Here is a 22,733-nt window from a genome sequence, read left to right as displayed (position 1 = left end):
CCGCCATTACTGGTTGCGCATGAAATCCGCAGTGCGGGTGAACGCCTCTTCCAGATGGCTGCGCAGCGCATCCTCCATCGGCACCTCGGCCATCGCCTGGAACATGCACAGCAACCATTGATCGCGCTCTGATTCGCCGATCGCGAAAGGCATGTGCCGTGCGCGCAGCCGCGGATGACCATATTTCTCGATGAAGAGCTGTGGCCCACCCAGCCAGCCGGACAGGAATTCGAAGAATTTCTGCCGGATCACGGTGGTGTCGGCACCATGCATGGCATGGATGCCCGCGGCACGCGGATCGGCCGCCATGATGTCGTAGAACCGATCCACCAGCTGCCGCAGCACGGCTTCGCCCCCCAGCATGTCGTAGGGTGTGATCTCGGTGACTGCGTCCATGATTCCGTCCAGCGGGCAAAGGCCTGAAAATGCGGATGTTAGCACGCAGTGTTGCAGACTCGGCTAAGCTTGTAAGGATTCACCGCTGGGAGTACGACGATGTTGAAGCGCATGAGCGTGGCTGCACGCATAGCCTTGGGGTTTGCCATTCTCTTGGTCCTGCTTGCCCTGACCGGGTTGGCTGGTTTGTTTGGGGTGGCCTATCTGCATGGCGAGGTGAATCGCCTGCTCGACGGCGATCTCGCGTTCAATACGCAGATCGTCGAAGCCCGGCATCAGGTGGGGGACCTGCGGCGCTACGAGAAGGACACTTTTCTCAACTTCGCCAATCACGGCAAGGTGACGGAGTACAAGGAAAAGTGGCAAAAGGCCTGGGACGCCACCGGCAGCGCGCTCGACGCAGCCGACAAGCTGGCGACGCTGGACGACGACAAGGCCGAACTCGCCCGCCTGCGCCAGGGCCATGCCGCTTACGGCAAGAGCTACCGTGAGACCGAAGCGGCGATCGAGGCGGCGCAATTTGCCAGCCCGGCCGATATCAACACCCATTTCGAGAGCGCCAAGGAGCCGATCCGCAATATGCAGGAGGCACTGGGCACGCTGTCCGAGCGTGCATTGAAGCGCGTGGAAGCGATCGACGAAACGGTGAATGCCGTGCGCGCCCGGGTCGTGACCGCAGCCGTACTGTTGATCGTGTTCGCAGTGGTCGTCGGCAGCGTGCTCGCCACCATCATCATCCGTGGCATTCGCCGGCCCTTGAACGATCTGCAGCACACCATCGATGAGATCGCCCGTACCGGTCGCCTCAATCTGGCACTGCCGGTCTACGCCAATGACGAAATTGGCAAGACCTCACAAACCATGAACCACTTGCTGATCGGCCTCAATGCGGTGATCGGTGAGGCGAACCGCAGCTCGGATTCACTGTTGCATGCAGCCGGCGACCTCGCCGAATCCGCCAACCAGGTCACCCAGGCTTCGCACCAGCAGTCCGAAGCTGCCAACGCCACCGCCGCTGCGGTCGAGGAGTTGTCGGTCAGCGTGAACCTGATCTCGGACAATGCCCGCTCGGTCAGCGAAGAGGCCGAGCAGACCGCCCACACCGCCGGCGACGGCAGCCGCGCCGCGCAACAGACGGCGGAACTGATCCGCCGGGTGGCCGGTACGCTCGAGCATTCGACCGATGTGATCAGCGATCTGAATCGCCGCTCCGACGAGATCGGCACCATCGCGCTGGTGATCAAGGACATCGCCGATCAGACCAACCTGCTGGCACTGAACGCCGCCATCGAAGCGGCGCGCGCGGGCGAGCAGGGCCGTGGCTTCGCCGTGGTGGCGGACGAAGTGCGCAAGCTTGCCGAACGTACCACCCAGGCCACCGTCGAGATCACCGCCAAGATCGGCGCGGTGCAGCAGGATACGGCACGCGCGGCCAACGGCATGGAAGAGGCCAGTCGCATCATGGAAGGCGGCGTCAGCCAGACCGAGACAGTGGCCCATGCACTTGGCGACATCGAGCAACGCGCACGTGGCACCGTCGATCAGATCAAGCAGATGGCATACGCCATTCGCGAGCAGAGCTCAGCAAGCCAGGACATCGCGCGCAATGTCGAGCGCATCGCCCAGGCCAGCGAGGAGAACCACGCTGCGGCATCGAGTGCCGGTGATCTGTCGCAACGGTTGAAGGCACTGGCGGGCGAGCTCGACCGCACCATCAGCCGTTACCGCCACTAGCGTCCGGTACGGGCAATAAAAAACCGGGCCAGGCCCGGTTTTTTATTGGGGAAGCACCACTTATTCCGGCTGATACGGATAGGGCTTCTGCGCCACTGCCGATTGCGTGTTGCGGCTGCGCTCGTCCAGATTGATCGGCGACTTGTCCCACAGCAGCGCACGGCCTTCAACCTGGCCACGGGCCACGTCCGGATGCTCGTGGAGATAACCCTGCATGAACTGGGTGAAATCGGATACGTACTTGGTGTTCTTGAACATGATGGCACCTGCCTGAAAGTCGCCCGGATTATAGAAGACTCGCGCCAGCCCCACCAGCGCCGCTTACAGGCCGGCCAGCTGCGGCAACACCGTGGCATGGAGTTCGGCATTGGCTGCAGCCAGCACCCGGCCCTGGCTGGTCCGCGTCAGCGGTGCGCCCTGCCAGTCGGTCATGCGGCCGCCGGCCGCATTGACCACCGGCGCCAGCGCGGCGAAATCGTGCAGCTTCAACCCTTCTTCGATCACCAGCTCCAGCCAACCGCTGGCCACCTGGGCATAGAGGAAGCCATCGCCGCCGTAGATCGGATAGCGGCATTGGCCAGCCAGTTGTTCGAATACCGGGCGGGCGGCATCGAGATATTCCGGGCCAGTGGTGCCTATCCGCGCCTGGGCGATGCCGGTGGACGCGCTGGCGGTGATGCGCTCGCCATTCAGCGTGCTCGGCAGCCCTTCCCCGCCCAGCCACAAATCGCCGGTGATGGGCTGGTGAATGGCGCCGAGCACCGGCACGCCGCGATACAGCAAACCGATCAGCGTGACGAACAGCGGGCGGCCCACGGTGAACGACTTGGTGCCATCGACCGGGTCAAGCACCCACACCCAATCGGCATCGGCCCTTTCCTCGCCGTACTCCTCGCCGATGATGCCGTCCTGTGGGCGCTGGGCATTGATCAGCGCACGCATCGCCAGCTCCGCCTCGCGATCCGCCCGCGTCACCGGGCTGGCGTCGTCCTTGTCGTCGATGGCAAGGCCACTGCGGTAGTAACCGCGGATCACATCGCCACTGGCCGCGGCAAGCTGGCGGATCAGGTCGAGCTGTTCGGGCAGGGCGATCGTCATGTTCAGTCATCCGGATGTTTAAGGCGGGCGAGCCTACCACGAGTCGGCAACGCCCCCAAGTGACGAGGAGATGACAGGCCAGCGTCATCTCAAATTGATAACAATTATCATAATTAAAACTAATAAGAAATTGGAAATCAGAATTCAATGGAATTAGGTAGGCATTGGGAATAAACTATTTCGATACCCAGAATCAGGAGATGCATCATGCAAGGCGACAAACAGGTGCTGCAGGCACTCAATGCCGTGCTGGGCAACGAGCTCACCGCGATCAATCAGCTGTTCCTGCATGCCCGTATCAACAAGAACTGGGGCTACCAGCGGCTGAACGACCGGGTGTATCACGAATCGATCGACGCGATGAAACGCGCCGACAAGCTGATCAACCGCATCCTGTTCCTCGAAGGCCTGCCCAACCTGCAGCAGCTCGGCAAGCTGTGGATCGGCGAGGATGTGCCGGAGATGCTCGAGTGCGATCTCACGCTGGTTGGCGAACACCTGCAGCAACTGCGCGGCGCGATCGCGCTATGCGAAACCGCGCAGGATTTCGTTTCGCGCGACCTTCTGGAAGCGCTGCTGGAAGACGAAGAAGAATATGTCGACTGGCTGGAAACACAGCGTGAGCAATTGGTGGCGCTGGGCCTTGCCAATTACCTGCAATCGCAGATCGACGATTAAGGAGCGCATATACCATGCAAGGCAATCCGCAGGTCATCGCCGCACTCAATCAGCTGCTCGCGGCCGAACTCAGTTCGATTGACCAGTATTTCGTCCATAGCCAGATGTATCGCAACTGGGGCTACCATCGGCTGTACGCCCGGATCGACCATGAGCGCGGTGACGAGATCGGCCACGCCACGCGGCTGATCGAGCGCATCCTGTTCCTCGGCGGCATCCCCAACGTGGCCGCGCGCACCGCGCTGCGGATCGGCGCCGATGTGCCGGCCATGCTGCAGCATGATCTCGATACCGAATACGAAGTGGCCAATGCGCTGAAACAGGCCATCACCCTGTGCGAGAGCGTGCAGGACTACGTGACCCGCCGCACCTTGCTGCAGCTGCTCGACGATACCGAGCAGGATCACGCGCACTGGCTGGAACAGCAGTTGGGCCTGATCCAGGCCGTCGGCCTGCAGAATTATCTGCAATCGCAGGTCGAGGCGCCGGAATAAAGCTTCCAGCGCTAGCCAAAAGAAACGGGACGCCTAAGCGTCCCGTTGTCGTATCCAGTATCGCGATCAGGCCGCAGCCAGCGCGTCCATCTCTTCCCAGCCACGGCGGGCTTCTTCCTCGATCGCATCGAGCATCACTTCGCGCGCGCAGCCGGTGCATTTGCCACAACAGGTGCCTACTGCAGTCGCTTGCTGCAGTTCGATGAAATTGCGCGCGCCATTGGCCACTGCACGCCGGATGGCCTTATCAGAAACGCTGTTGCACACGCAAACGTACATCGAGAACCTCATCATTGATAAGCGTTCTCATTATGTAGAAATCAGCCTGCGCTGCCAATTGCAAATGCGACCGCCTATCGATTGCATGTTACGCCGCAGGCAGATGCCAGAACACTTGCCAATCGAACGGCGTCCACGGGCTGACCGGCACTTGCGCCCGGCGTAGCCCGGCACCGGTCCAGCCATTGCAGGTGCGAAACAGGTGATAGCGGCCTTCCGCCTCGTAGAACGCGTCGTAGCGGTTGTAGTGCTGGCCGGGAATCGATACCGCGCGGCCGGCGTTGCGCCGCGCGGTATCGATCACGTATTGCGCCAGTTCATCGTACTGCTGCGGAGTGAGCTGCCAACGTCGCACCGACGGTCCGACGGGTCGAGCGCCAAGGAACTCCACGTGCAGCAGAGTGCTGCCCTGCCCGCTCAACGCGCCCCAGGCGGTGCGCCAAGTCAGATCCGACCATTGCGGTGTATTCAGGTAGAACTGACGATCGCCCCAGCCGACAGCGATCCAGTGCGGGTTCACCGGCGGCGCAATGGCATCCTTCGGTGGAAAAATCATGCGCCAGTCATGACGGCCTTCCACCAACGGCAGTACCAGATCGGTGTGCACGCCATTGGTGCGCACCAGGATCTCGATCGTGGCTTCGGAACCGGGAGTCGTCGCGCGTGGCCAGAGCAGCAATGCGGACGAGATGCCGACATACAGCAACAACGCGCCTATCGTGGCCAGCAGCATGAGCAACCACGCACGCGCCAAGCGTCCCAACCAACGCGCCATTCAATAGCCCCGTTGCCGCTCGACGACGCCCGCCACCGGCTCGCCACGCTGGAATGCCGCCAGCTTGGCGGCAATCTGCTGCGCCGCCGGCGCGATCAAGGTGGTCGCCGCCACGTGCGGCGTGATCGTCACCCGTGGGTGTTGCCACAAGGGATGGTCCGGCGGCAGCGGCTCTTCGGGGAACACATCGAGCAACACACCGCGCAGCCGATCGGTGTCGAGCAGCAGGGTCAGCGCATCGAGGTCCAGTTGGTCGCCCCGGCCTGCATTGATGATGGCGGCACCGGGCGGCAGGTGCGATAGCCGCATGCCATCGAGCAGGCCGCAGGTCTGCGCGGTGGATGGCAGCAGGTTGACGAGAATGTCCGTTCTCGCCAGCAATCCATCGAGCGCCGCCATGCCGGCGTGGCAGGCCACTCCCGCCAGCGTGCGCGGGCTGCGGCTCCAACCGGCCACCGTGTAGCCAAGCTGGGCCAGCCGTGTCGCCACCGCGCCGCCGATTTCGCCGAGCCCCAGCACGGTGATGCGGGTATCGGCAGCGAGCCGCGGTGGATGTTGCAGCCAATGGTGTCCACGTTGCTGACTGCCATAGCGATCGAAATCGCGCTGATAGCGCAACACACCGTACAACACGTATTCCTGCATCTGTGCCGTCATGCCGGCATCGGTCAGCCGGATCAGCGCTGCCTGGGCCGGCAGATCGGGCCGGCCTACGAAACGATCGACGCCGGCACCCAGCGCAAACACTGCTTCGAGCCGGGGAAACTGGGCAAAGAACTGCTCGGGCGGGCGCCAGGCCGCGAGATAGCGCACGGCATCCGGATCAACCGGCTCGGGCCAGGCCATCACCTGTTGATCGGGCAAGGCGGCGGCAAGCGCCGCCAGCCACCGCTCGCGCTGGCGCGGCGTATAGAGATAGAGCATGGATCAGGCGAAAGTGTCGCAGGCCTTGACCTGGCCGGCCTCGAAGCCACGGCGGAACCACTGCATGCGCTGCTCCGACGTGCCGTGGGTGAAGGAATCAGGCATCACCTGGCGTCCGGCATTGCGCTGCAGCGTATCATCGCCGATCGCATGCGCTGCCTGCAGCGCCTCCTCCAGATCGCCCTGCTCCAGCAAGCCGCGTTGCGCTGCATAGTGCCCCCACACACCCGCCAGGCAATCGGCCTGCAGCTCCTGCTTCACCGACAGCGCATTGCCCTCGGCCTCCGACAGTTGCTGGCGCCGGGCATGGACCTTGTCCGAAACGCCCAGCAGATTCTGCACATGGTGGCCGACCTCGTGCGCCACCACATAGGCTGCAGCGAAATCGCCGCTGGCGCCAAAGCGCTGGTCGAGTTCGTCGAAGAAACCGAGATCGAGATAGACCTTGCTGTCGGCCGGGCAGTAAAACGGCCCCACCGCCGAGCTCGCATGACCACAGGCACTGTCAACGCCGCCGCGGAACAACACCAGCTTGGGCTGACGGTATTGCGACCCGGCCTGCTGGAACAGTTGGCCCCAGGTATCTTCGGTATCGCCGAGTATCTTGGAGACGAATTGCACGTTCTGATCGTTGTCGCTGGCGGCCGGCGCCGAGCGCTGCACGCTCTGGCCTTGCGGCATCTGCATCACCAGCGACAGCAGCTCGATCGGGTTCTTGCCCATCAGCAGGCCAACCACCACCACGACGGCAATGCCGCCCAGGCCCAGCTTGAAGCCGCCACCGCCGCCGCCCAGCCCGCGCCTATCCTCGACGTTGCCGCTCTCCCGCATCTTGTCCCAGCGCATGGCCTCTCCTTCGCTTGCATGGACCGCCAGCATAGCACCGGCGGATGCCGCAGTTGTTGAGGCCAGCCCGTCGACGCCTACGCTGTCTTTGTGCGTAAAAATATAATTGATAATTATTCTCAATAATAATACAGTGGTCACAACGATCGGCAATCGCATGAGGCCCGCCCAGATGAACAAGCAGACCCTCCCCCACCAGCGCGCAGCCTTGGTCGGCAACGGGCTCGACATCGGCCACTGGCGCCGCGCGATTGTCGCCGGCAATCGGGTCCATGCCGCAGGCGACACCGATAGCGCCCGCCGCGCCTATCTGTATGCGCTGTCGCTGGCCCAAGGTCTGCTCAGCCATGGCGAGGATGCGGACGAAGCCGTCGCCGCATTGGTCGTCACCCACCACAACCTCGCCGACCTCTACCTGGCTTCGCGACGCGCCGAGCTCGCTGCCGACCATCTGTGCGCCGTGCACCGGCAGTTGCTGACGCTGGCCGATGGCGGCGCGCCAGCGCTACTGGCCGCAGCACGGATGCACCTGCGCCGCACCCGGATGGAATTGTTGCGTTTCCTCGCCGAGCACGGCAGCCATGCTCATGTAGAGGCCACGCTGGCCCTGCCCTTCCCCGCAGCCTGGCTGCACTGATCCGGAGCGCACGCCATGCCTCATACCCTGCCCGATCTCGCCTATGCCTACGACGCACTGGAGCCGCACATCGATGCGCAGACCATGCAGATCCACCACCAGCGCCATCACCAGACCTATATCACCAATCTGAACGCCGCCGTGGCTGATACGCCATGGGCACAGATGCCGGTGGATACGCTACTGCGCGAGATCGCCACGCTGCCCGAGGCCATGCAGCCCGCCGTGCGCAATCACGGCGGCGGCCATGCCAACCACAGCCTGTTCTGGACGGTGATGTCGCCACAGGGTGGCGGCCTGCCTGGTGGCGAGCTTGCCGCCGCGATCGAGCGCGACCTCGGCAGCCTCGAGGCTTTCCAGGCCGCGTTCACGCAGGCGGCTGTCAGCCGCTTCGGCAGTGGCTGGGCCTGGCTGTCACTCACGCCGCAAGGGCGCTTGATCGTGGAAAGCAGCGCCAACCAGGACAGCCCGCTGATGCATGGCAACACGCCCATCCTGGGGCTGGATGTCTGGGAGCATGCCTATTACCTGCACTACCAGAACCGCCGCCCGGAATACATCGCCGCCTTCTATCAGGTGATCGCCTGGGACGAGGTCGCCCGGCGCTATGCAGCCGCGCAGGGGCGCTGAACCTGTCATGACTGCGTCGGCCCGCACCTATCTGCTGCGCAAGATGCTGGGCTTTGGCCTGTTCCTGGCGGCCGGCATCCTGATCAGCCACACGCTATGGCGCGAGGTCGGCTTTGGCGGTACGCCGGTTTTGGGCGCCTTGACCGGTGGCCTTGTTGCCGCCGCCGCAACCGCGCTGGGCGCACTGCCCATATTGCTGTCGCAGCCCTTGTCCACCCGCACTCAGGACACGCTGTTCGGCTTTGGTGCCGGCGTGATGCTGGCCGCCTGCGCATTCTCGCTGGTGATTCCGGGCATCAATGCCGCGCAAGCGCAAGGCGCCAGCCCGTGGCACGCCGCGCTCAGCGTCGGGGTCGGCATCCTGTGCGGCGGCGCCTTGCTGCTGCTGATCGATCGCTTGGTCCCGCACGAGCACTTCATCAAGGGCCTGGAAGGCCCGGCGGCGCGCACACTGCGCCGCACCTGGCTGTTCGTGTTCGCGATCATGCTGCACAACCTGCCTGAAGGCCTTGCCATCGGCGTGGCCTATGCCGGCACCGATCCCGTGCATGCCAGCGCGCTGGCCATCGGCATCGCCATCCAGGATGTGCCCGAGGGCCTGGTGGTGGCCGCGGCCTTGCTGGCCGTCGGCTACCCTCGGCTGAAATCCGTCGGCATCGGCATGGCCTCCGGCCTGATCGAGCCCGTCGGCGCCGTGCTCGGCGCGGCGCTGGTGTCGTTGTCGGCAGCGCTGCTGCCTTGGTCGCTCGGCTTTGCCGCTGGCGCCATGCTGTTCGTGATCAGCCACGAGATCATTCCCGAATCGCATCGCAAGGGGCATGAGGTCTATGCCACGGCAGGACTGATGATCGGCTTCGTCGTGATGATGGTGCTCGACACCGCGCTCGGCTGATCGACCATGCATAACGCCACCCCCTCGCTGCACACGCTGTACCAGGACCACCATGGCTGGCTCGCCGGCTGGCGGCGCAAGAAGCTCGGCTGCGCGCATCAGGCAGCCGATCTCGCGCAGGATACCTTCGTCAAATTGCTGGCAAGCCGCAGCCTGCCGCCCGAGCTGCGGGAACCACGCGCCTACCTCAACACGGTTGCCAGCCGCCTGCTGCTCAACCACTTCCGCCGCCAGTCGCTGGAACAGGCCTATTTCGCGGCACTGGCGCAATGGTCCGAGGCACAGGCGCCGTCGCCGGAGCAGCGATTGTTGGTGCTCGAAGCGCTGAATGCGCTCGAAGCCCTGCTCGATACCCTGCCCGCCAAGGTCCGTACCGCCTTCCTGCTGGCCCAGCTCGACGGCCTGGGCTACGCCGAGATCGCCGTACGGCTCGCCATATCGGAACGGACCGTGAAGCGCTACATGGTCGAGGCGTATACCCAATGCATCCTGCTGGAGTCACGATGAGCCACGCCGACGCCGTGTCGCCCCAGATCGCGCGTACCGCTGCCGAATGGCTGGTGAAGCTGCAAAGCGCCGATGCGCCCACCCAGGATTTCCTCGCCTGCGCCGAATGGCGTGCCGCCCATCCCGACCACGAATCGGCTTGGCAGCGCGCCCAGCACGTGTTGAACGCGTTCGCCGCGCTGCCGTCGCAATGGGCGCGACCGGTACTGGACCGGCCACGGCAGCCCAGCCGCCGCTCCGCGCTCAGGCTGCTCACGCTGGCCTTGACCGTGCCCGCCAGCGGCTATGTCGCCTATCGGTACAGCCCATGGCGCAGCTGGCTCGCCGACCAGCGCACCGGCTGCGGCGAGCGGCGACAGCTGCAGTTGCCGGACGGCAGCCGGCTGCACTTGAATACCGATACCGCGGTCGATATCGACTTCGGGGCCACGCGGCGACAGCTGCACCTGCTGCACGGGGAAATCCTGGTCGACACTGCCACCGATGCACGACCGTTCCTGGTCAGTGCGCCGGGCGGGTTCGTGCGCCCCATCGGCACCCGCTTCAGCGTGCGGCAACGTGCAGTCGACAGCAGCGACATCGCGGTGCTGGCTGGCGCGGTGCAGTTGCGCCCCGCCAGTGGCAGCGGGCCGACCTTGCTGCGGGCCGGGCAACAGGCCCGACTGGCCCCAGGCGGCGTGAGCCAGATCCAGCAGGCGGCCTTGGGTAGCGGCAGCTGGGTGGATGGCGTGCTGCACGCGCAGGCCATGCCTCTGGCCACCTTGCTCACCGAGCTGGAACGCTATCGCCACGGCGTGGTGCGTTGTGATCCGGCCATCGCCGGGTTGCCGATCACCGGCGTATTCCAGCTCGATCAGACCGATGCGGTGCTGGCGGCACTGCCCGCCATGCTGCCGGTCGCCGTGCGTAGCCACACCCGCTTCTGGGTCAGCGTCGGACCAGGTTGAGCGAGCGTTGTCGGTTGCGTGACTTCATCTTGCTTGCGTTGCCTGTCCCTTTTCCGGATCTCGCGGGTCATGGAGATAAAACCCGCTCATCCCGAAAGGACTGACCCGTGGCCTGCCGCAGTCGCCGTTGCCCGCCGGGCACGGGCGCCTGCACCAAGCGCCTCACGCTGGAAGCCGGCCTTGCCTATCACTTCTGATCACCCACGTTACGGAGCATTCCATGCCCTTCTCCCGCCTGCTGACCACTTTATTGCTCGCCATTGCCGCCGGCAGTGCCTCCGCCCACGAGTTCTGGATCGAACCCACCGAAAGCCAATTGCAGGTCTTCCTCGGGGAATACGCCGACAACGCCCGTGAGCAATCGCCGGGCATGCTGGACAAGATGACCAAGCCACGCGCGCGGCTGCAATCCAGCACCGGCCACAAGCCGCTCGACGTGACCCGCAGCCCCACCGCACTGTTGATCGCGCAGGTGCCCGCCCAAGGCGAAAGCGTGGTGTTCGAGGAAACGGCCTACCCACTGTTCGATGGCGAGCACGATGGCAAGAAGGTCAAGGCCGCCTGGTTCCCGGCTGCACGCTACATTGCCGACAGTGGTGCGCAAGCGCCGCTGCTCAAGCTCGATATCGTGCCGACCGCCGTCGACGGCGAATTCGCGGTCAGCTTCGCCGGCAAGCCGCTGGCCAGTGCCGAAGTGGAAATCGTCATGCCGGCTGGCTGGAAGCGCATCGTCCACACCGATGCGGCCGGACTGATCAAGCCTGCCTTGCCCTGGCAGGGCAGCTACCTGCTGGCCGTGAGCCACACCGATGCCAGCGGCGGCAAGCTCGCTGGCCAGCGCTACCGTGTCGCTTACTATGGCACCACGTTGAGCCTGGTCCGCGCGGCTGGCCTGCCCGCCTTGCCGGCACTGCCCGCGAGCAAGCCCACGCATTGATGTACTGCGCTGAACGCTTTCGGCGGTTGCCCTCTTGCCGCCGTGCGCGCCCCCCTTCACACTGAGAATTATTCTCACAATCCAAAGGCGGCCCGATCGGGCCGCGCAGGTTTCGATGTCCGCACTACCTTCCTCCCCCTCTTCGCCGGCCAGGCTGGCGTGGTCCTATCGTTGCGCCGTGGCCGTACGCGTGCTGGTTGCTGTGTTCGGTGGCTATGCGCTGGCCTATGCCTTCGCCGCCTGCAGCGCAGTCTGGTTGCCGCTGAAACGCGGTGAGGCGGCCGTGACCGCCTCGCTGCTCTCCATCCTCGTCTACGGCATCACCGCGCTCTTGGTGTTCACCCCACGTCGCGCCTGGCACGCTGCCCTGGCCATCACCGCGGCGACGGCATTGCTGGCCGCACTGGCCTGGCTGGGAGGCATGCGATGAAGCAGGGCTTGCGCCAATCAATGGCCTGGCTGCACACCTGGACCGGGCTCGTGCTCGGCTGGCTGCTGCTTGCCATCTTCGTGACCGGCACCCTTGCGGTGTTCCGTCCAGAGATCAGCCACTGGATGCGACCGGACCAGCCCACGGCGGCGGTTGATCAGTTCGAGGCCATCGCCGCGGCCGATCGCTATCTGCGCAGCCATGCCGACGGGGCCAAGCGCTGGTTCATCAATGTGCCGGAAGCCCGCGAGACCGCGTTGCCGCTCTACTGGGAGGCGGCGGACGGCAGTTGGCACGACGTGCTGCTCGATCCGGGCTCCGGGCAATTGGTCAAGCAGCGCGCCACGCTGGGCGGCGAATTCTTCTACCGCTTCCATTTCGAGCTGCAGATGCCCTACCCCTGGGGCCGCTGGCTGGCCTGCTTCGCTGCCATGGTGATGCTGGTGGCGCTCGTCAGCGGCATCGTCACCCACCGCCGCTTCTTCAAGGACTTCTTCACCTTCCGCCCGAAGAAGGCCGCGCAACGTTCCTGGCTGGATGCCCACAACGCGCTGGGCGTATTGGCGCTGCCGTTTCATCTGGTGATGACCTACAGCGGGTTGGTCACGCTGCTGTCGATGACCATGCCGGCCGCGATCAACGCGCTTTACGATGGCGATGCGACCGCGTTCTACGCCGAGCAAGGCCTGGAACCGGCCGCGCCCACGGCTGCCGGCATCACCCGCCCACTGCAACCGCTGGCACCGCTCGCGAGATCGGCCATCGAGCACTGGCAAGGTGGCCCGATCGGTGACGTGACGGTCACCGCGCCAGGCGATGCGAATGCGCGCGTGACCGTATTCCGTGCCGACAGCGGCCAGTTGCAGATGCGCGGCGCTGGCGTGGTATTCGATGGTGTCAACGGCAAGGTGCAGCAAGTGCTGGTGACGCCCGGACCGGCGACGCTGACCCACGATGTGATCTACGGCCTGCACATCGCCCGCTTTGCCGATTACCCCACCCGCTGGCTGTATTTCCTCTCCGGCCTGGTTGGCAGCCTGATGATCGCCACCGGCCTCGTACTGTGGAGCATCAAGCGCCAGCAGCGCGACACCAAGACCGGCAAGGCCGGCTTCGGGACCCGCTGCGTGGTGGTGCTCAATATCGCCACTGTTGCCGGGCTGCCGCTCGCCGTCGCCGCCTTCTTCTGGGGCAACCGCTTGCTGCCACTGGCCCGGCCGGAACGCGCCAGCGAGGAAGTGCTGTGCTTCTTCATCGTCTGGGCAACGGCCTTGGCCCACGCGGCGTTGCGACCGACCCGTGCAGCCTGGCGCGAACAGCTGGGTCTCGGCGCGCTGGCCTTTGCGCTGCTGCCGCTGCTTTCTGCGATCACGACCCCGCAATCGTTGCCGGCCAGCCTACGCCAGGGCGATTGGACCTACGCCGGGTTCGAGCTCACCGCGCTCGGCGCCGCCGCGGCCCTGGCCTGGGCCGCCTGGAAAGTGCATCGCGCCGGCCAGGCCCTGCCGGTGCCGCGCCCGGCCCGCAAGCCGGCCGCCTCCGCCCAACTGGTGGAGGACACGCCATGATGGTCGCCGCCCTGTTCTGCAGCATGGCTGCCTTCGGTGCACTGAGCCTCGCCATGGACGGTCACCACCGCGACGTCTTCGGCCGTACCCCGTCGCCGCGGCGGGCCAAGGTGTTGCGCCTCACCGGCTGGCTGCTGCTCGCCCTCACCCTGCTGCTGTCGGCCAGCGCGCTGGGCTGGCCCAAGGGCGCCGTGCTGTGGGTAGGCCTACTCACCGTCGGCGCCTGCGCACAGCTGCTGTGGCTGGCGTATCGGCCCAGGTGGGTCGGCATGGTTTTACTGTTGGCGGGCACGCTAGGCCTACTTTGCACGTCCGTAGCGGTCTAGCCATTGCTCTAAAGAACAACGGGCGCATCGCGCCCGTTGTTCTTCACCATCAATAAGACCTATGTCTTATTGGATCTTGGCGTAATTACCCTTCAATGCAACGCCGATCACAAAGCTGCCCGCATGGCATTCGATCGTCGTATCGCTACGGGTTTCGTTTTTCTTGTAGTAGCTGACCAGATCGACCACGGCATTGGCACCACGTTCCTTGGCTGATTTTTGGAATTGCACCAATGCTGACAAGGCGGCCCACTTGCAGCCGAATTCATCGCTCTTACCTACGCCATTGGTTTTCTGGTTCGACACATCGCTATCGAGCTTTTGCACGATTTTCGGCGTTTTCTGGCCAGCCAGGAAGAACTTCACCGAACCATCGAGCTTGCCTTCGGCTTCAGGCATGGCCAATACATCAGCCAACGAGATATTGACGATGTCGTCGCGCGCGGCGGCTTGGGTTGCATACGCAGCAACGAACAACGACAGCAATAGCATTGCTTTCTTCATGAAATGCCTTTTCAAGATTGGGAAGAACAACGGAATCTGTTCGTGCTGCCAGTCAATTTGACGGACTAGCCAATTGAGCCGCCGCAATGCCATTGACCAATGACTGTATCCAGATCGGGTAGTTGCGGTGGATCTTGCGCACGCCGTCCTCATCCCGGTAATCGAGATTCTCGCTTTGGACATATTTGATCTGGTACGAGCTGGCGTCATAATTCACGGTGATCGTGAAGAAATGCTTGTTTTGCTTGTTGAAGGTGAGCTTGAGCAAACCCGGCTCATCGCTGTCGACAACCATGGGCATGGCTATTGTGCCGGACTTCAATGTTGCACCCGACGCCAGGATGTACGCCCTCACGTCTTGCGCTGTCTGTGTTTTTCCGGTCAATGAAGGCAGGCTGACCGAAGGATCGACGATGGGGACTGGCATTCCCCCTGCGAAGACCAAGGATTGCGCCAACGCAATCAACAAGCCAACCAGTAAAACGATATGTTTCATGACGCATGAACTCCTGATCGAAGGGTTTTAGGCTGCCCAGCGGCGCAACACCAACGAGGTGTTGATGCCGCCAAAGGCAAAGTTGTTGCTCATCACGAACTCGACATCCAGCATCCGGCCTGAGCCAGTGAGATAGTCGAGCGGAGCACAGCGCGGATCGACCGTATCGAGGTTCAGCGTTGGTGCGAACCAGCCATCGCGCTGCATTTCCAACGTCATCCAGGCTTCAAGCGCACCACAAGCGCCAAGGGTATGACCCATGTAGCTCTTCAGCGAGGAGATCGGCATGCGCTCCCCGAAGACGGCATGGGTTGCAGCCGCCTCGGCCACGTCGCCGTGATCTGTCGCGGTACCGTGTGCGTTCACGTAGCCGATGTCTGCGGGCTGCAAACCGGCCTGCTCCAGCGCAAGCTGCATGGCGATCGCCATGGTTTCGGCCTTGGGCTGGGTCACATGCTGACCATCGCTGTTGGTGCCATAACCAACGATCTCGGCATGGATGTGCGCACCGCGTGCCATGGCGTGCTCTAGCTCCTCCAGCACCATGGTGCAGGCGCCTTCGCCCAGCACCAAGCCGTCACGGTTCGCATCGAACGGTCGCGGGGTCAGCGTGGGCCGGGCGTTGTATTGCACGCTGGTGGCGAACAAGGTATCGAATACCGCCGCCTCGGTGGCATCGAGCTCCTCGGCACCTCCCGCCAGCATGGCCACCTGGCGGCCGCTCTGGATGGCCTCGTAGGCGTAGCCGATTCCCTGGCTGCCGGATGTACAGGCGCTTGCGGTGGGAATGATGCGCCCGGTCATACCGAAGAACACGCCCATGTTCACCGCAGCGGTATGCGACATCATCTTGATGTAGGTGGTGGCAGTGATGCCTTCGGTGGTTTTCTCGTTCACCATGCGCCCGAAGTCGCCGAGTGAGGCTGGCGTGCCGGAAGACGACCCGTATGCAATGCCCATGCGCCCGCTTTTGACCAGCGGATCACCCAGCAGGCCGGCATCCGCCAGCGCCAGCTCGCTCGCCCGCGTTGCCATCACTGCAACCCGCCCCATGCTGCGCAATGTCTTGCGGTTGTAGTGCTCCGGCAAGGTGAACGGTGCAGCCGGCGCGCCGACCTGCGTGTGGAGCCCATCGTAATCAGCCCACGGCTCGATGACCTGGACCGCGTTGCGCCCGCCGCGCAATCGAGCTTCGACCGTTTCCCAGTCATGCCCCAGCGGGCTGATCGCACCGAGGCCGGTGATGACGACGCGCTTCATCCCATCATCCCCCCATTCACCGAGATCACCTGCCGCGTGATGTATGCGGCGTCTGCGCCGAGCAGAAAACTCACGACCGCCGCCACTTCCTCCGGCTTGCCCATGCGGCGCGCCGGAATGATCTTCAGCGCCTCTTCCAGCACGTGTGGCTCGACCATCTCCGTATCGATCAGGCCTGGCGCCACGCAATTGACGGTGATGCCGCGGCTCGCCAGCTCAACCGCCAGTGCCTTGGTTGCGCCGATGATGCCCGCCTTGGCAGCGCTGTAGTTCACCTGGCCACGATTGCCCATCAAGCCCGATACCGATGCCAGCGTGACGATGCGGCCCGGCTTGCGACGGCGCACCAGCGGCATGGTCAGCGGGTGCAGCACATTGTAGAAACCATCCAGATTGGTGTGGACGACGGCATCCCAATCCTCGCCCGGCATGGCCGGAAACGCGTTGTCCCTGGCAATGCCAGCATTGCACACCACGCCGTAGTAGCAACCATGTGCCTCGACATCGGCGAGCAGCGCTTCGGCCGCCTGCTCGCGCTGGGCCACATCGAACTGCAGCACGCGTGCCGATCGGCCCGCACTGCGGATCTGCTCGGCAACCGCCTCCGCCTCCTCGCGCTGGCTACGGCAATGCAGCACCACATCGTAGCCCTCGTTCGCCAGGCGCAGCGCGATGGCGCGGCCGATTCCGCGGCTGGAGCCGGTGACCAGCACCGTCTTGTCATTCATGAGTCTTTCCTTGCAAAAATCCTGCGGCATCGTCCGGCTCGAACACGGTCAACGCGGCACTTGCCACGGTGTCACCGGCAATTTCGATGCGGCAATCGAACTGTCCCAAGCCGTTGTCGGCCTGGAATTGGCGCGTAACCTGCACGCGCAGGCGCTCGCCCGGAAAGAAGGCCGGGCGGCTGCATTCGTACTTGCGGCTGCCGAGCAGGAATCCCACCTGGGGCAAGCCGCCCCGCTGCCGTGCGCGCCACCCCGCCCAGGCGGCAACGGCCTGAGCCATGAATTCGATACCGACCCAGCCACCCACCTCGCCGTTGCGACAGAACAGGCTATCCGCCCGGATCGTGACTTCAGCGGTCAGCGACTCACCTTCCGCGGCGACGAAGGTATCGAGCAGGCACATGGTACCGGCATGTGGCACCAGATCCGCGATGGCGATATCCGTCATGCATTTTCTCCGGCCGCGGCCAGTACCAGCGCCGCATTACTGCCGCCAAAGGCGAAGGAATTGCTGAGCATCCGCCGCACCGGCCGACCAAGCCGGCGCCCTGGCTCGACCAGGTCGAGCACTGGGAGTGCTGCATCCGCCATCCCATCCCACCAGTGCGGTGGCAAGTAACCTTGCGGATTTTCGTTCAGTGTCAGCCAGCCGATGGCCGCCTCGATCGCCCCGGCGGCACCCAGCGTATGCCCGGTCAACGGCTTGGTCGAGCTTGCCGGAGTGCCGCTTCCGAACAGCGCATGGACCGCCACGCTCTCCATCGCATCATTCTGTGGCGTTGCAGTGCCATGCAGGTTGATGTAGTCGATCTCGCCCGGCATCGTGCCAGCCCGTTGCAGCGCCTGCCGCATCGCGGCCAGCGCGCCACGGCCACTCGGATCGGGCGCGGAGATATGGTGGGCATCCGAGCTTTCTCCCCAGCCTTCCAGTCTCACCGGCCCCGGCTCGCGGCTGACGACGAACAGCGCGGCACCCTCGCCGATGTTGATGCCCTCGCGATTGGCACTCATCGGGTTGCAACGTGCGGCGCTGACCGAATCCAAGGCGGAGAAACCGGCCACAGTGAACTGGCAGAGCGTATCGACGCCACCGCAGATCACCACATCGCAGAACCCCGCCCGCAGCAGGCGGGCAGCGCTCGCCAGGGCCTTCGCACTCGATGAACACGCGGTCGAGATCACATAAGCCGGACCGCGCACGCCCAGCAGCCACGACAGCGCGATCGCAGGAGAGCCCATTTCCTGCTGCCCTAGATGGAAATCGCCGGGCAGCGCACCGACTCGTTCATGCTCGAACATCGCCCGCTCGGCTTCCGCAATGCCGGAGGTGCTGGTACCGAGCACGACCGCAACGCGCTCGGCGCCAAAGCGCGCTATCGCCGAGTCCACCTCGTTGCGAATCTGCGCCAAGGCCGTCAGCAGCATGGCGTTGTTCCGGCTGCGCCACGCCGTGGGCAAGGCCTCGACGTTCGACAACGGTACGGTGACCCGCCCCAGGTCCAGCACGCGCCCGGGCAGGGCTTCCTCCACCGGCGCCACGCCGCCATGCGTTTTGGCGAACAACGCCTGGCGGACCTCATCCCGACCTGCCCCCAAGGCACAAACGATACCCAACTGATTCAAATAGACCGGTTTACGCATTGCTTATTCCTCGATCGGTGCCGAATCGATCTCCAGCCGGTATTGCTCCAGCCGGTTATCGATCGTGGCCTGCCCGATCCAGCGGGGCTCGCCGGCGTATCGGATGCTCACCTGCGCCACGCCGTCAAAACTCAATACCCGCTGCTGTCGCTCGTCCCGCAGGTGCCAGCCCTGCGGCAAGGCTACCTGGATCGCTTCGGCTGGCCAGTACACCAGCTGGATATCACGCAGCACACGCGTAGCGTCGACCTCCTCGGGCAAGAGCGGATGCCGCTCGCTATCCAGTTTTTCGCCGTTCCAGCGTAACGTCAGTACGCGCTGGCCCAGCGCAAGCCCCGCCAGCCGGACCTGCCCCTCATCGATCTCCAGCTGGGCATCAATGCGACGGGTCGGCATCGGCTCAGCCGTCGACACCTTGCTCAATGTGAGCTGCTGGGCAAGGCTGACATTGCCGCCGAATGCAGCCGGCGCCAGCTGCAACGCCGGCAGGTGCAGGCGCTGTGGCTCCGACGTGCAGGCCATCAGCAGCACGCAGAGCAACACCATGACGATCCGCTGCATTGTCAGGCCTTCGCAAAGCGCAACAGCGTATGGCAGTAACCGATGCCGTCACGCGTCGTCAACAACTTCAGGCCGGCCGCCTCGGCCAGCCGGACATAGTCGTCACACTGGTAGATCTTGCTATTGCCGCTGGCCATCGCGGTGAAATACGGCGAGGTATTGATCAGGCAATAGGCAGCGATGTCGTAGCGCTGCCTGTCCCACAAGGTGTCCAGGATCAGCACCTGCCCCTGTGGCGCCAGAGCAGAAGCAGCCCGCTGCAGGATACTGGCGATGACCGGCTCGCTGAAGCAGCTGAGGAACTGGCTCATCCAGATCACGTCCATGCCCGCCGGAAAGGTTGCCTCGGATTGCAGCATGTCGCGCGGGTGCAGCTCGGCACGCGTCCGCAAACCTGCGGCCTCCAGCGTCGCCTCCGCGATTGCCAGTTGCTGTGGCAGGTCCACCAGGTGCAGCGTCGCCTCTGGGTTGTATTCGAGCGCCGCGCGGCTGAACTTGCCCGTATTGGCACCGATGTCCATCACCTGCCGCGGCGCCGTTGCAAAGACGTCGGGCAGGATGGTCGGGAACGAGGTGTCCGAATAGTGATGGTCGAAGGCGAACCAGCTCGATCTTGCAGGCTCCGGCAGCTCGGCCAACCCCTGGTACAGCGTGGGCCACTCGCCGAATACCCTCAGCCCCAGTGGTGTTTCCTCATCGAGCGAGCGCTCGAGGTCGGCGAGGCCGAGGTAGCAGACATCGTTGATGAAGTCGTAGTTGATCCGGGTGATTTCGTCGTTCAGCACGCAGTAGCCGGTCTTGTCGAGCAGGTAGCGCCCATCGCGCAGCGAGACCACGCCAGCGGAAAGACAGCTCTCCAGCACCAGCTTGAGTGCGTAGCTGGTCCAGCGCCCGGTGGCAGCCAGCTCGGCCACGCTGCAACCGGCATCACCGGTTTCGGCCAGCGCCTGCAGCATGCCGCGCTTCCAGGCATAGCGCACGCACTGGAACACCACCGGCGCAAAAGCGATCTTCTGCGCTTCGAAACGCGCGGCGAAGGCACTCTGCCGCTCGGGGGAAAAGGTTTTAGCTTGCATCATTCGTTTCGTTCAAGGTCGGATCGATCATTGCAACCGGCCACGGCCGGCAGGAAAAAGGGCGCCAGCAGCCAGGACAGCGCGATGCCGAACAGCATGGTCAGGCCAAAGGCGCGCAGGGCCGGCGTGGAGGACAACGCCAAGAGGCCGAAAGCCAGCAACGTGCAGGCGGCGGCCAACGTAATGGAGAGAAAAGGCCGGGTCTGATCACGCCCCGGCTGCTCGAGCATGAAGATGCCGTAGTCGACTCCCATCCCGAGGATCAGCAGCAACGCCAGCACGTTGAACAACTGCAGCGGCTGACCGAGCACGGCCAGCAGCGCCACCGTCATGGCGCTCGCAACCGCAGTCGGCAGCAAGGCACGCCAAGCCTGGCGACCAAACCGGATGCTGAGTGCGGCGAACACCAACAGATAGCCCGCAACGATCACCCAGCCCATCAGCAGGCGATAGCGTGCCATCACCTCGGACACCTCACCCACCTTGTCGACCCAGCGCACGCCAGCGACTGTCCTTGCGACGTCGGCCAATGCCGGCAGCCGTGCGGCAGATTCCACCCCGCGTAGCAGCACCACGCTGGCATACCCATCGCCAAGCCGACCGAGCCATTGCGCACGCAGCGGCTCCGAAACCGGAGCGGACAGCCATTGCTGCACCGTCAGCGTCGGCGCGGCAAGATGCGGCAACACGACTGATTCATCCAGCTGGCGCGCGGCGAGCGCCAGTACCCCCTTCGCGCCAAAAATCATGTGTTGCTGCAAAGCGCGAGCCTCGGCCTGTTGTCGTGCCGAAGGTACCCAGTCGGAGATCGCCTGCACGCCACGCAGCGCGCCTTGTGCAAGCAGCGGCGCCAATTGCTGTTTCAGTGCCTCCTCGCGCTGCAGCACCTGTTCCGGGCTGTTGCCTTGCACCAGGTAGAACTGCGCGGGGCTCGGCAGATCAAGCAAGCGGCCCACTGCCAGTTGATCAGCAACAAGCTGCGGTGGGGCGCTTTGCAGTTGCCGGATGTCATCGTTGCTGTGCAGCTGGCTCACGCCCGCAAGCAGCAGCACGCTTGTGCAGCACACCACGGCCACGGCCAGGCGATTGCGCCCAAAGGTCGGCCAACGGGCACGCCAGCCGCCAATCCAGCGCGACCAGCGTGTTTCGCCCAGAGGGCGCCCACCATCCAGCCAGGGGAACCACCAGAGCACGGTGACGAAGGCCGCCAGCAGGCCCGCTGCGGAAAACACCGCGATCTGCTGCAGTCCCGGGAACGGCGTGACAGCCAGCAGCGCATAGCCGATCACGGTAGTCAGCATCGCCAGCCACATCACCGGACCTTGCTCGCGCAGCAGCATCCAGCGCTCGGCGGCCGGCCGGCCCTGCCGGTTGCAAAAGTAGTTGCTGCCATAGTTTTCGGCCACGCCAACCAGGCTCGCGCCGAACACCACGGTGATGAGATGCAGCCGGCCGAAGATCAAGACGCAAGCCGAGATGGCTGCCAGCAGTCCGATGGCGATCGACAGCATTACCAGCAGTCGGGGGCGCACCGCGCTGAATACCAGCAAGGTCAACAGCACGATGCCAAGCAAGGAGCCCACGCCGATGGTATGAACCTCGCGCTCGGCCTGCTCGGCCGCCGCCGCCGCATGCAAGGGCACGCCAGCATGGTGGACCCGCACCTGCGGGGAGACAGCGCGCGCCGCTGCGCCCGCCTCGGCCAGTTCCGGCACCACGGCCTGCTGCGCCGTGATGGAGAATGCCGCACCTTGCAGCTCCAGCATCAGTAGCGCGTAATGGCGATCACCGTCATCCAGCGACAGCCGACCATCCGTTACGCGTACCTTGCTATCGCTGGCCCGGCTTGCCAACCAACCGCCGAACAGATTGAGTGGATCGGCCTGCCAGGCCCCCACTCGTGGCATGCCCAATGGCTGGTACAAGGCGGCCATGGCCTCCTGCACCAGCGCCTCGGTCGGCTTGGTCTGCAGGCCAGCCCGCTGCGCATCGGTCAACAGGCCATGGCGATAGGGTGCAAAGAACTCCAGCCAAGCTGCCGCCTCGGCCTCATCGACCCGGTACTTGATCGCCAGCGGTAACCGGGCTTGCTGCAGCCGTGCGGCAAAGGCATCGCCGGCACGCTGCGCCGCAACCCAGTCGCCGCCGCCGACCAGCACCACGATACGCCGGGTGGCGGCATCGGCGAGCTTGCGCGTGGCATCCTGAACCAGCGGTTCGCGTTCGTTTTGCGGCAGCATGGCCAGCAGATCGGTATCGAGCTGCAGGCGGCCGCCGGTCCACAACCATGCGTTGTGACCCGAGACCACAAGCACAACCGCCAGCCACCCCCAGGCAAGCCAGTGCGCAAGACGGGACGGGACGGACAT

28 protein-coding genes are annotated in these 22,733 nt (G+C 64.4%); 12 read left to right on the top strand and 16 right to left on the bottom strand.

The genetic code is table 11. The annotated features are described in order from the left end of the window. Positions 1–6: 6 nt before the first annotated feature. The gene (locus FLM21_RS10330) at positions 7–396 is read right to left on the bottom strand and encodes a group II truncated hemoglobin (protein WP_148715490.1); all 390 of its coding nucleotides are present in this window, start codon (positions 394–396) and stop codon (positions 7–9) included. A gap of 99 nt (positions 397–495) precedes the next feature. Between FLM21_RS10330 and FLM21_RS10325 the strand changes: the two genes are divergently transcribed. Then, complete coding sequence (locus FLM21_RS10325; protein ID WP_148715489.1) at positions 496–2,130, top strand: methyl-accepting chemotaxis protein; 1,635 nt, start codon at positions 496–498, stop codon at positions 2,128–2,130. A 60-nt stretch (positions 2,131–2,190) separates the two neighbouring features. Here the strand turns inward: FLM21_RS10325 and FLM21_RS10320 are convergent, their stop codons facing one another. Next, positions 2,191–2,388: a DUF3460 family protein gene (locus tag FLM21_RS10320; RefSeq protein WP_148715488.1), complete on the bottom strand. Its 198-nt coding sequence runs from the start codon at positions 2,386–2,388 to the stop codon at positions 2,191–2,193. Positions 2,389–2,451: 63 nt separating this feature from the next. Next, positions 2,452–3,228, bottom strand: a complete 777-nt coding sequence (locus tag FLM21_RS10315) for an inositol monophosphatase family protein (RefSeq protein ID WP_148715487.1) — start codon at positions 3,226–3,228, stop codon at positions 2,452–2,454. A 207-nt stretch (positions 3,229–3,435) separates the two neighbouring features. On the opposite strand from FLM21_RS10315, the gene bfr (FLM21_RS10310) reads away from it, so the two are divergent. After that, entirely contained in the window at positions 3,436–3,906 is a 471-nt protein-coding gene (gene bfr, locus FLM21_RS10310; RefSeq protein WP_148715486.1) for a bacterioferritin, read from the top strand. A gap of 14 nt (positions 3,907–3,920) precedes the next feature. After that, a complete protein-coding gene (bfr, locus tag FLM21_RS10305; RefSeq protein ID WP_148715485.1) occupies positions 3,921–4,400 on the top strand; it encodes a bacterioferritin in 480 nt (159 codons plus the stop codon). A gap of 66 nt (positions 4,401–4,466) precedes the next feature. Here bfr (FLM21_RS10305) and FLM21_RS10300 read toward each other — a convergent pair whose 3' ends face one another. The 4 genes from FLM21_RS10300 to ypfJ form a co-directional block, all read right to left on the bottom strand. Next, entirely contained in the window at positions 4,467–4,679 is a 213-nt protein-coding gene (locus tag FLM21_RS10300; RefSeq protein ID WP_148715484.1) for a (2Fe-2S)-binding protein, read from the bottom strand. Positions 4,680–4,767: 88 nt separating this feature from the next. Beyond that, positions 4,768–5,454, bottom strand: a complete 687-nt coding sequence (locus FLM21_RS10295; RefSeq protein ID WP_148715483.1) for a TIGR02117 family protein — start codon at positions 5,452–5,454, stop codon at positions 4,768–4,770. Next, complete coding sequence (locus tag FLM21_RS10290; protein ID WP_148715482.1) at positions 5,455–6,378, bottom strand: 2-hydroxyacid dehydrogenase; 924 nt, start codon at positions 6,376–6,378, stop codon at positions 5,455–5,457. A gap of 3 nt (positions 6,379–6,381) precedes the next feature. Further along, on the bottom strand, positions 6,382–7,224 hold the full coding sequence (gene ypfJ, locus FLM21_RS10285) for a KPN_02809 family neutral zinc metallopeptidase (RefSeq protein WP_148715481.1): 843 nt from the start codon (positions 7,222–7,224) through the stop codon (positions 6,382–6,384). 172 nt (positions 7,225–7,396) lie between these two features. Here ypfJ and FLM21_RS10280 point away from each other — a divergent pair, with 172 nt between their 5' ends. From FLM21_RS10280 to FLM21_RS10240, 9 genes are all read left to right on the top strand, one after another. Further along, positions 7,397–7,861: a DUF2753 family protein gene (locus tag FLM21_RS10280; protein WP_148715480.1), complete on the top strand. Its 465-nt coding sequence runs from the start codon at positions 7,397–7,399 to the stop codon at positions 7,859–7,861. A 15-nt stretch (positions 7,862–7,876) separates the two neighbouring features. Beyond that, positions 7,877–8,491, top strand: a complete 615-nt coding sequence (locus FLM21_RS10275) for a superoxide dismutase (RefSeq protein ID WP_148715479.1) — start codon at positions 7,877–7,879, stop codon at positions 8,489–8,491. 7 nt (positions 8,492–8,498) lie between these two features. Then, positions 8,499–9,383 (top strand): ZIP family metal transporter, encoded by an 885-nt coding sequence (locus FLM21_RS10270; RefSeq protein ID WP_148715478.1) that lies wholly within the window; start codon positions 8,499–8,501, stop codon positions 9,381–9,383. A 6-nt stretch (positions 9,384–9,389) separates the two neighbouring features. Beyond that, positions 9,390–9,890, top strand: a complete 501-nt coding sequence (locus FLM21_RS10265) for a sigma-70 family RNA polymerase sigma factor (protein WP_148715477.1) — start codon at positions 9,390–9,392, stop codon at positions 9,888–9,890. Continuing rightward, positions 9,887–10,837, top strand: coding sequence for a FecR domain-containing protein (locus tag FLM21_RS10260; protein WP_187360176.1), 951 nt, complete (start codon positions 9,887–9,889; stop codon positions 10,835–10,837). The genes FLM21_RS10265 and FLM21_RS10260 overlap by 4 nt, the downstream gene beginning before the upstream one ends. A 220-nt stretch (positions 10,838–11,057) precedes the next feature. Then, the gene (locus FLM21_RS10255; protein WP_148715475.1) at positions 11,058–11,774 is read left to right on the top strand and encodes a DUF4198 domain-containing protein; all 717 of its coding nucleotides are present in this window, start codon (positions 11,058–11,060) and stop codon (positions 11,772–11,774) included. Positions 11,775–11,952: 178 nt separating this feature from the next. Next, positions 11,953–12,204, top strand: a complete 252-nt coding sequence (locus FLM21_RS10250) for an iron transporter (protein ID WP_246120871.1) — start codon at positions 11,953–11,955, stop codon at positions 12,202–12,204. A gap of 20 nt (positions 12,205–12,224) precedes the next feature. Continuing rightward, a complete protein-coding gene (locus tag FLM21_RS10245; protein WP_222846816.1) occupies positions 12,225–13,772 on the top strand; it encodes a PepSY-associated TM helix domain-containing protein in 1,548 nt (515 codons plus the stop codon). Then, positions 13,769–14,098 carry a DUF3325 domain-containing protein gene (locus FLM21_RS10240; RefSeq protein ID WP_148715472.1) on the top strand — a complete coding sequence of 110 codons (330 nt, stop codon included), beginning with the start codon at positions 13,769–13,771 and terminating at the stop codon, positions 14,096–14,098. The genes FLM21_RS10245 and FLM21_RS10240 overlap by 4 nt, the downstream gene beginning before the upstream one ends. Positions 14,099–14,164: 66 nt before the next feature. Here FLM21_RS10240 and FLM21_RS10235 read toward each other — a convergent pair whose 3' ends face one another. Genes FLM21_RS10235 through FLM21_RS10195 form a run of 9 tightly spaced genes read right to left on the bottom strand, consistent with a single transcriptional unit; the run spans position 14,165 to position 22,733 of the window. After that, complete coding sequence (locus FLM21_RS10235) at positions 14,165–14,695, bottom strand: excinuclease ATPase subunit (protein ID WP_246120870.1); 531 nt, start codon at positions 14,693–14,695, stop codon at positions 14,165–14,167. Then, positions 14,655–15,098, bottom strand: a complete 444-nt coding sequence (locus FLM21_RS10230; RefSeq protein WP_148715471.1) for a hypothetical protein — start codon at positions 15,096–15,098, stop codon at positions 14,655–14,657. The genes FLM21_RS10235 and FLM21_RS10230 overlap by 41 nt, the downstream gene beginning before the upstream one ends. A 27-nt stretch (positions 15,099–15,125) precedes the next feature. Beyond that, positions 15,126–16,358 carry a beta-ketoacyl-ACP synthase gene (locus tag FLM21_RS10225; RefSeq protein WP_148715470.1) on the bottom strand — a complete coding sequence of 411 codons (1,233 nt, stop codon included), beginning with the start codon at positions 16,356–16,358 and terminating at the stop codon, positions 15,126–15,128. Beyond that, the gene (fabG, locus tag FLM21_RS10220; protein WP_148715469.1) at positions 16,355–17,086 is read right to left on the bottom strand and encodes a 3-oxoacyl-ACP reductase FabG; all 732 of its coding nucleotides are present in this window, start codon (positions 17,084–17,086) and stop codon (positions 16,355–16,357) included. The genes FLM21_RS10225 and fabG overlap by 4 nt, the downstream gene beginning before the upstream one ends. Beyond that, positions 17,079–17,534: a hotdog family protein gene (locus FLM21_RS10215; protein ID WP_148715468.1), complete on the bottom strand. Its 456-nt coding sequence runs from the start codon at positions 17,532–17,534 to the stop codon at positions 17,079–17,081. The genes fabG and FLM21_RS10215 overlap by 8 nt, the downstream gene beginning before the upstream one ends. Continuing rightward, complete coding sequence (locus FLM21_RS10210) at positions 17,531–18,727, bottom strand: beta-ketoacyl-ACP synthase (RefSeq protein WP_148715467.1); 1,197 nt, start codon at positions 18,725–18,727, stop codon at positions 17,531–17,533. The genes FLM21_RS10215 and FLM21_RS10210 overlap by 4 nt, the downstream gene beginning before the upstream one ends. 3 nt (positions 18,728–18,730) lie before the next feature. After that, the gene (locus FLM21_RS10205; protein WP_187360175.1) at positions 18,731–19,273 is read right to left on the bottom strand and encodes a DUF3261 domain-containing protein; all 543 of its coding nucleotides are present in this window, start codon (positions 19,271–19,273) and stop codon (positions 18,731–18,733) included. Positions 19,274–19,290: 17 nt separating this feature from the next. Next, complete coding sequence (locus tag FLM21_RS10200; RefSeq protein ID WP_148715465.1) at positions 19,291–20,367, bottom strand: class I SAM-dependent methyltransferase; 1,077 nt, start codon at positions 20,365–20,367, stop codon at positions 19,291–19,293. After that, positions 20,364–22,733 (bottom strand): MMPL family transporter, encoded by a 2,370-nt coding sequence (locus FLM21_RS10195; RefSeq protein WP_148715464.1) that lies wholly within the window; start codon positions 22,731–22,733, stop codon positions 20,364–20,366. The genes FLM21_RS10200 and FLM21_RS10195 overlap by 4 nt, the downstream gene beginning before the upstream one ends.

The organism is Chitinolyticbacter meiyuanensis (genome assembly GCF_008033135.1).
Lineage (GTDB): Bacteria > Pseudomonadota > Gammaproteobacteria > Burkholderiales > Chitinibacteraceae > Chitinolyticbacter > Chitinolyticbacter meiyuanensis.
The sequence above is the reverse complement of the archived record's forward strand: the minus strand, read 5'-3'. Positions and strand labels throughout refer to the sequence as shown.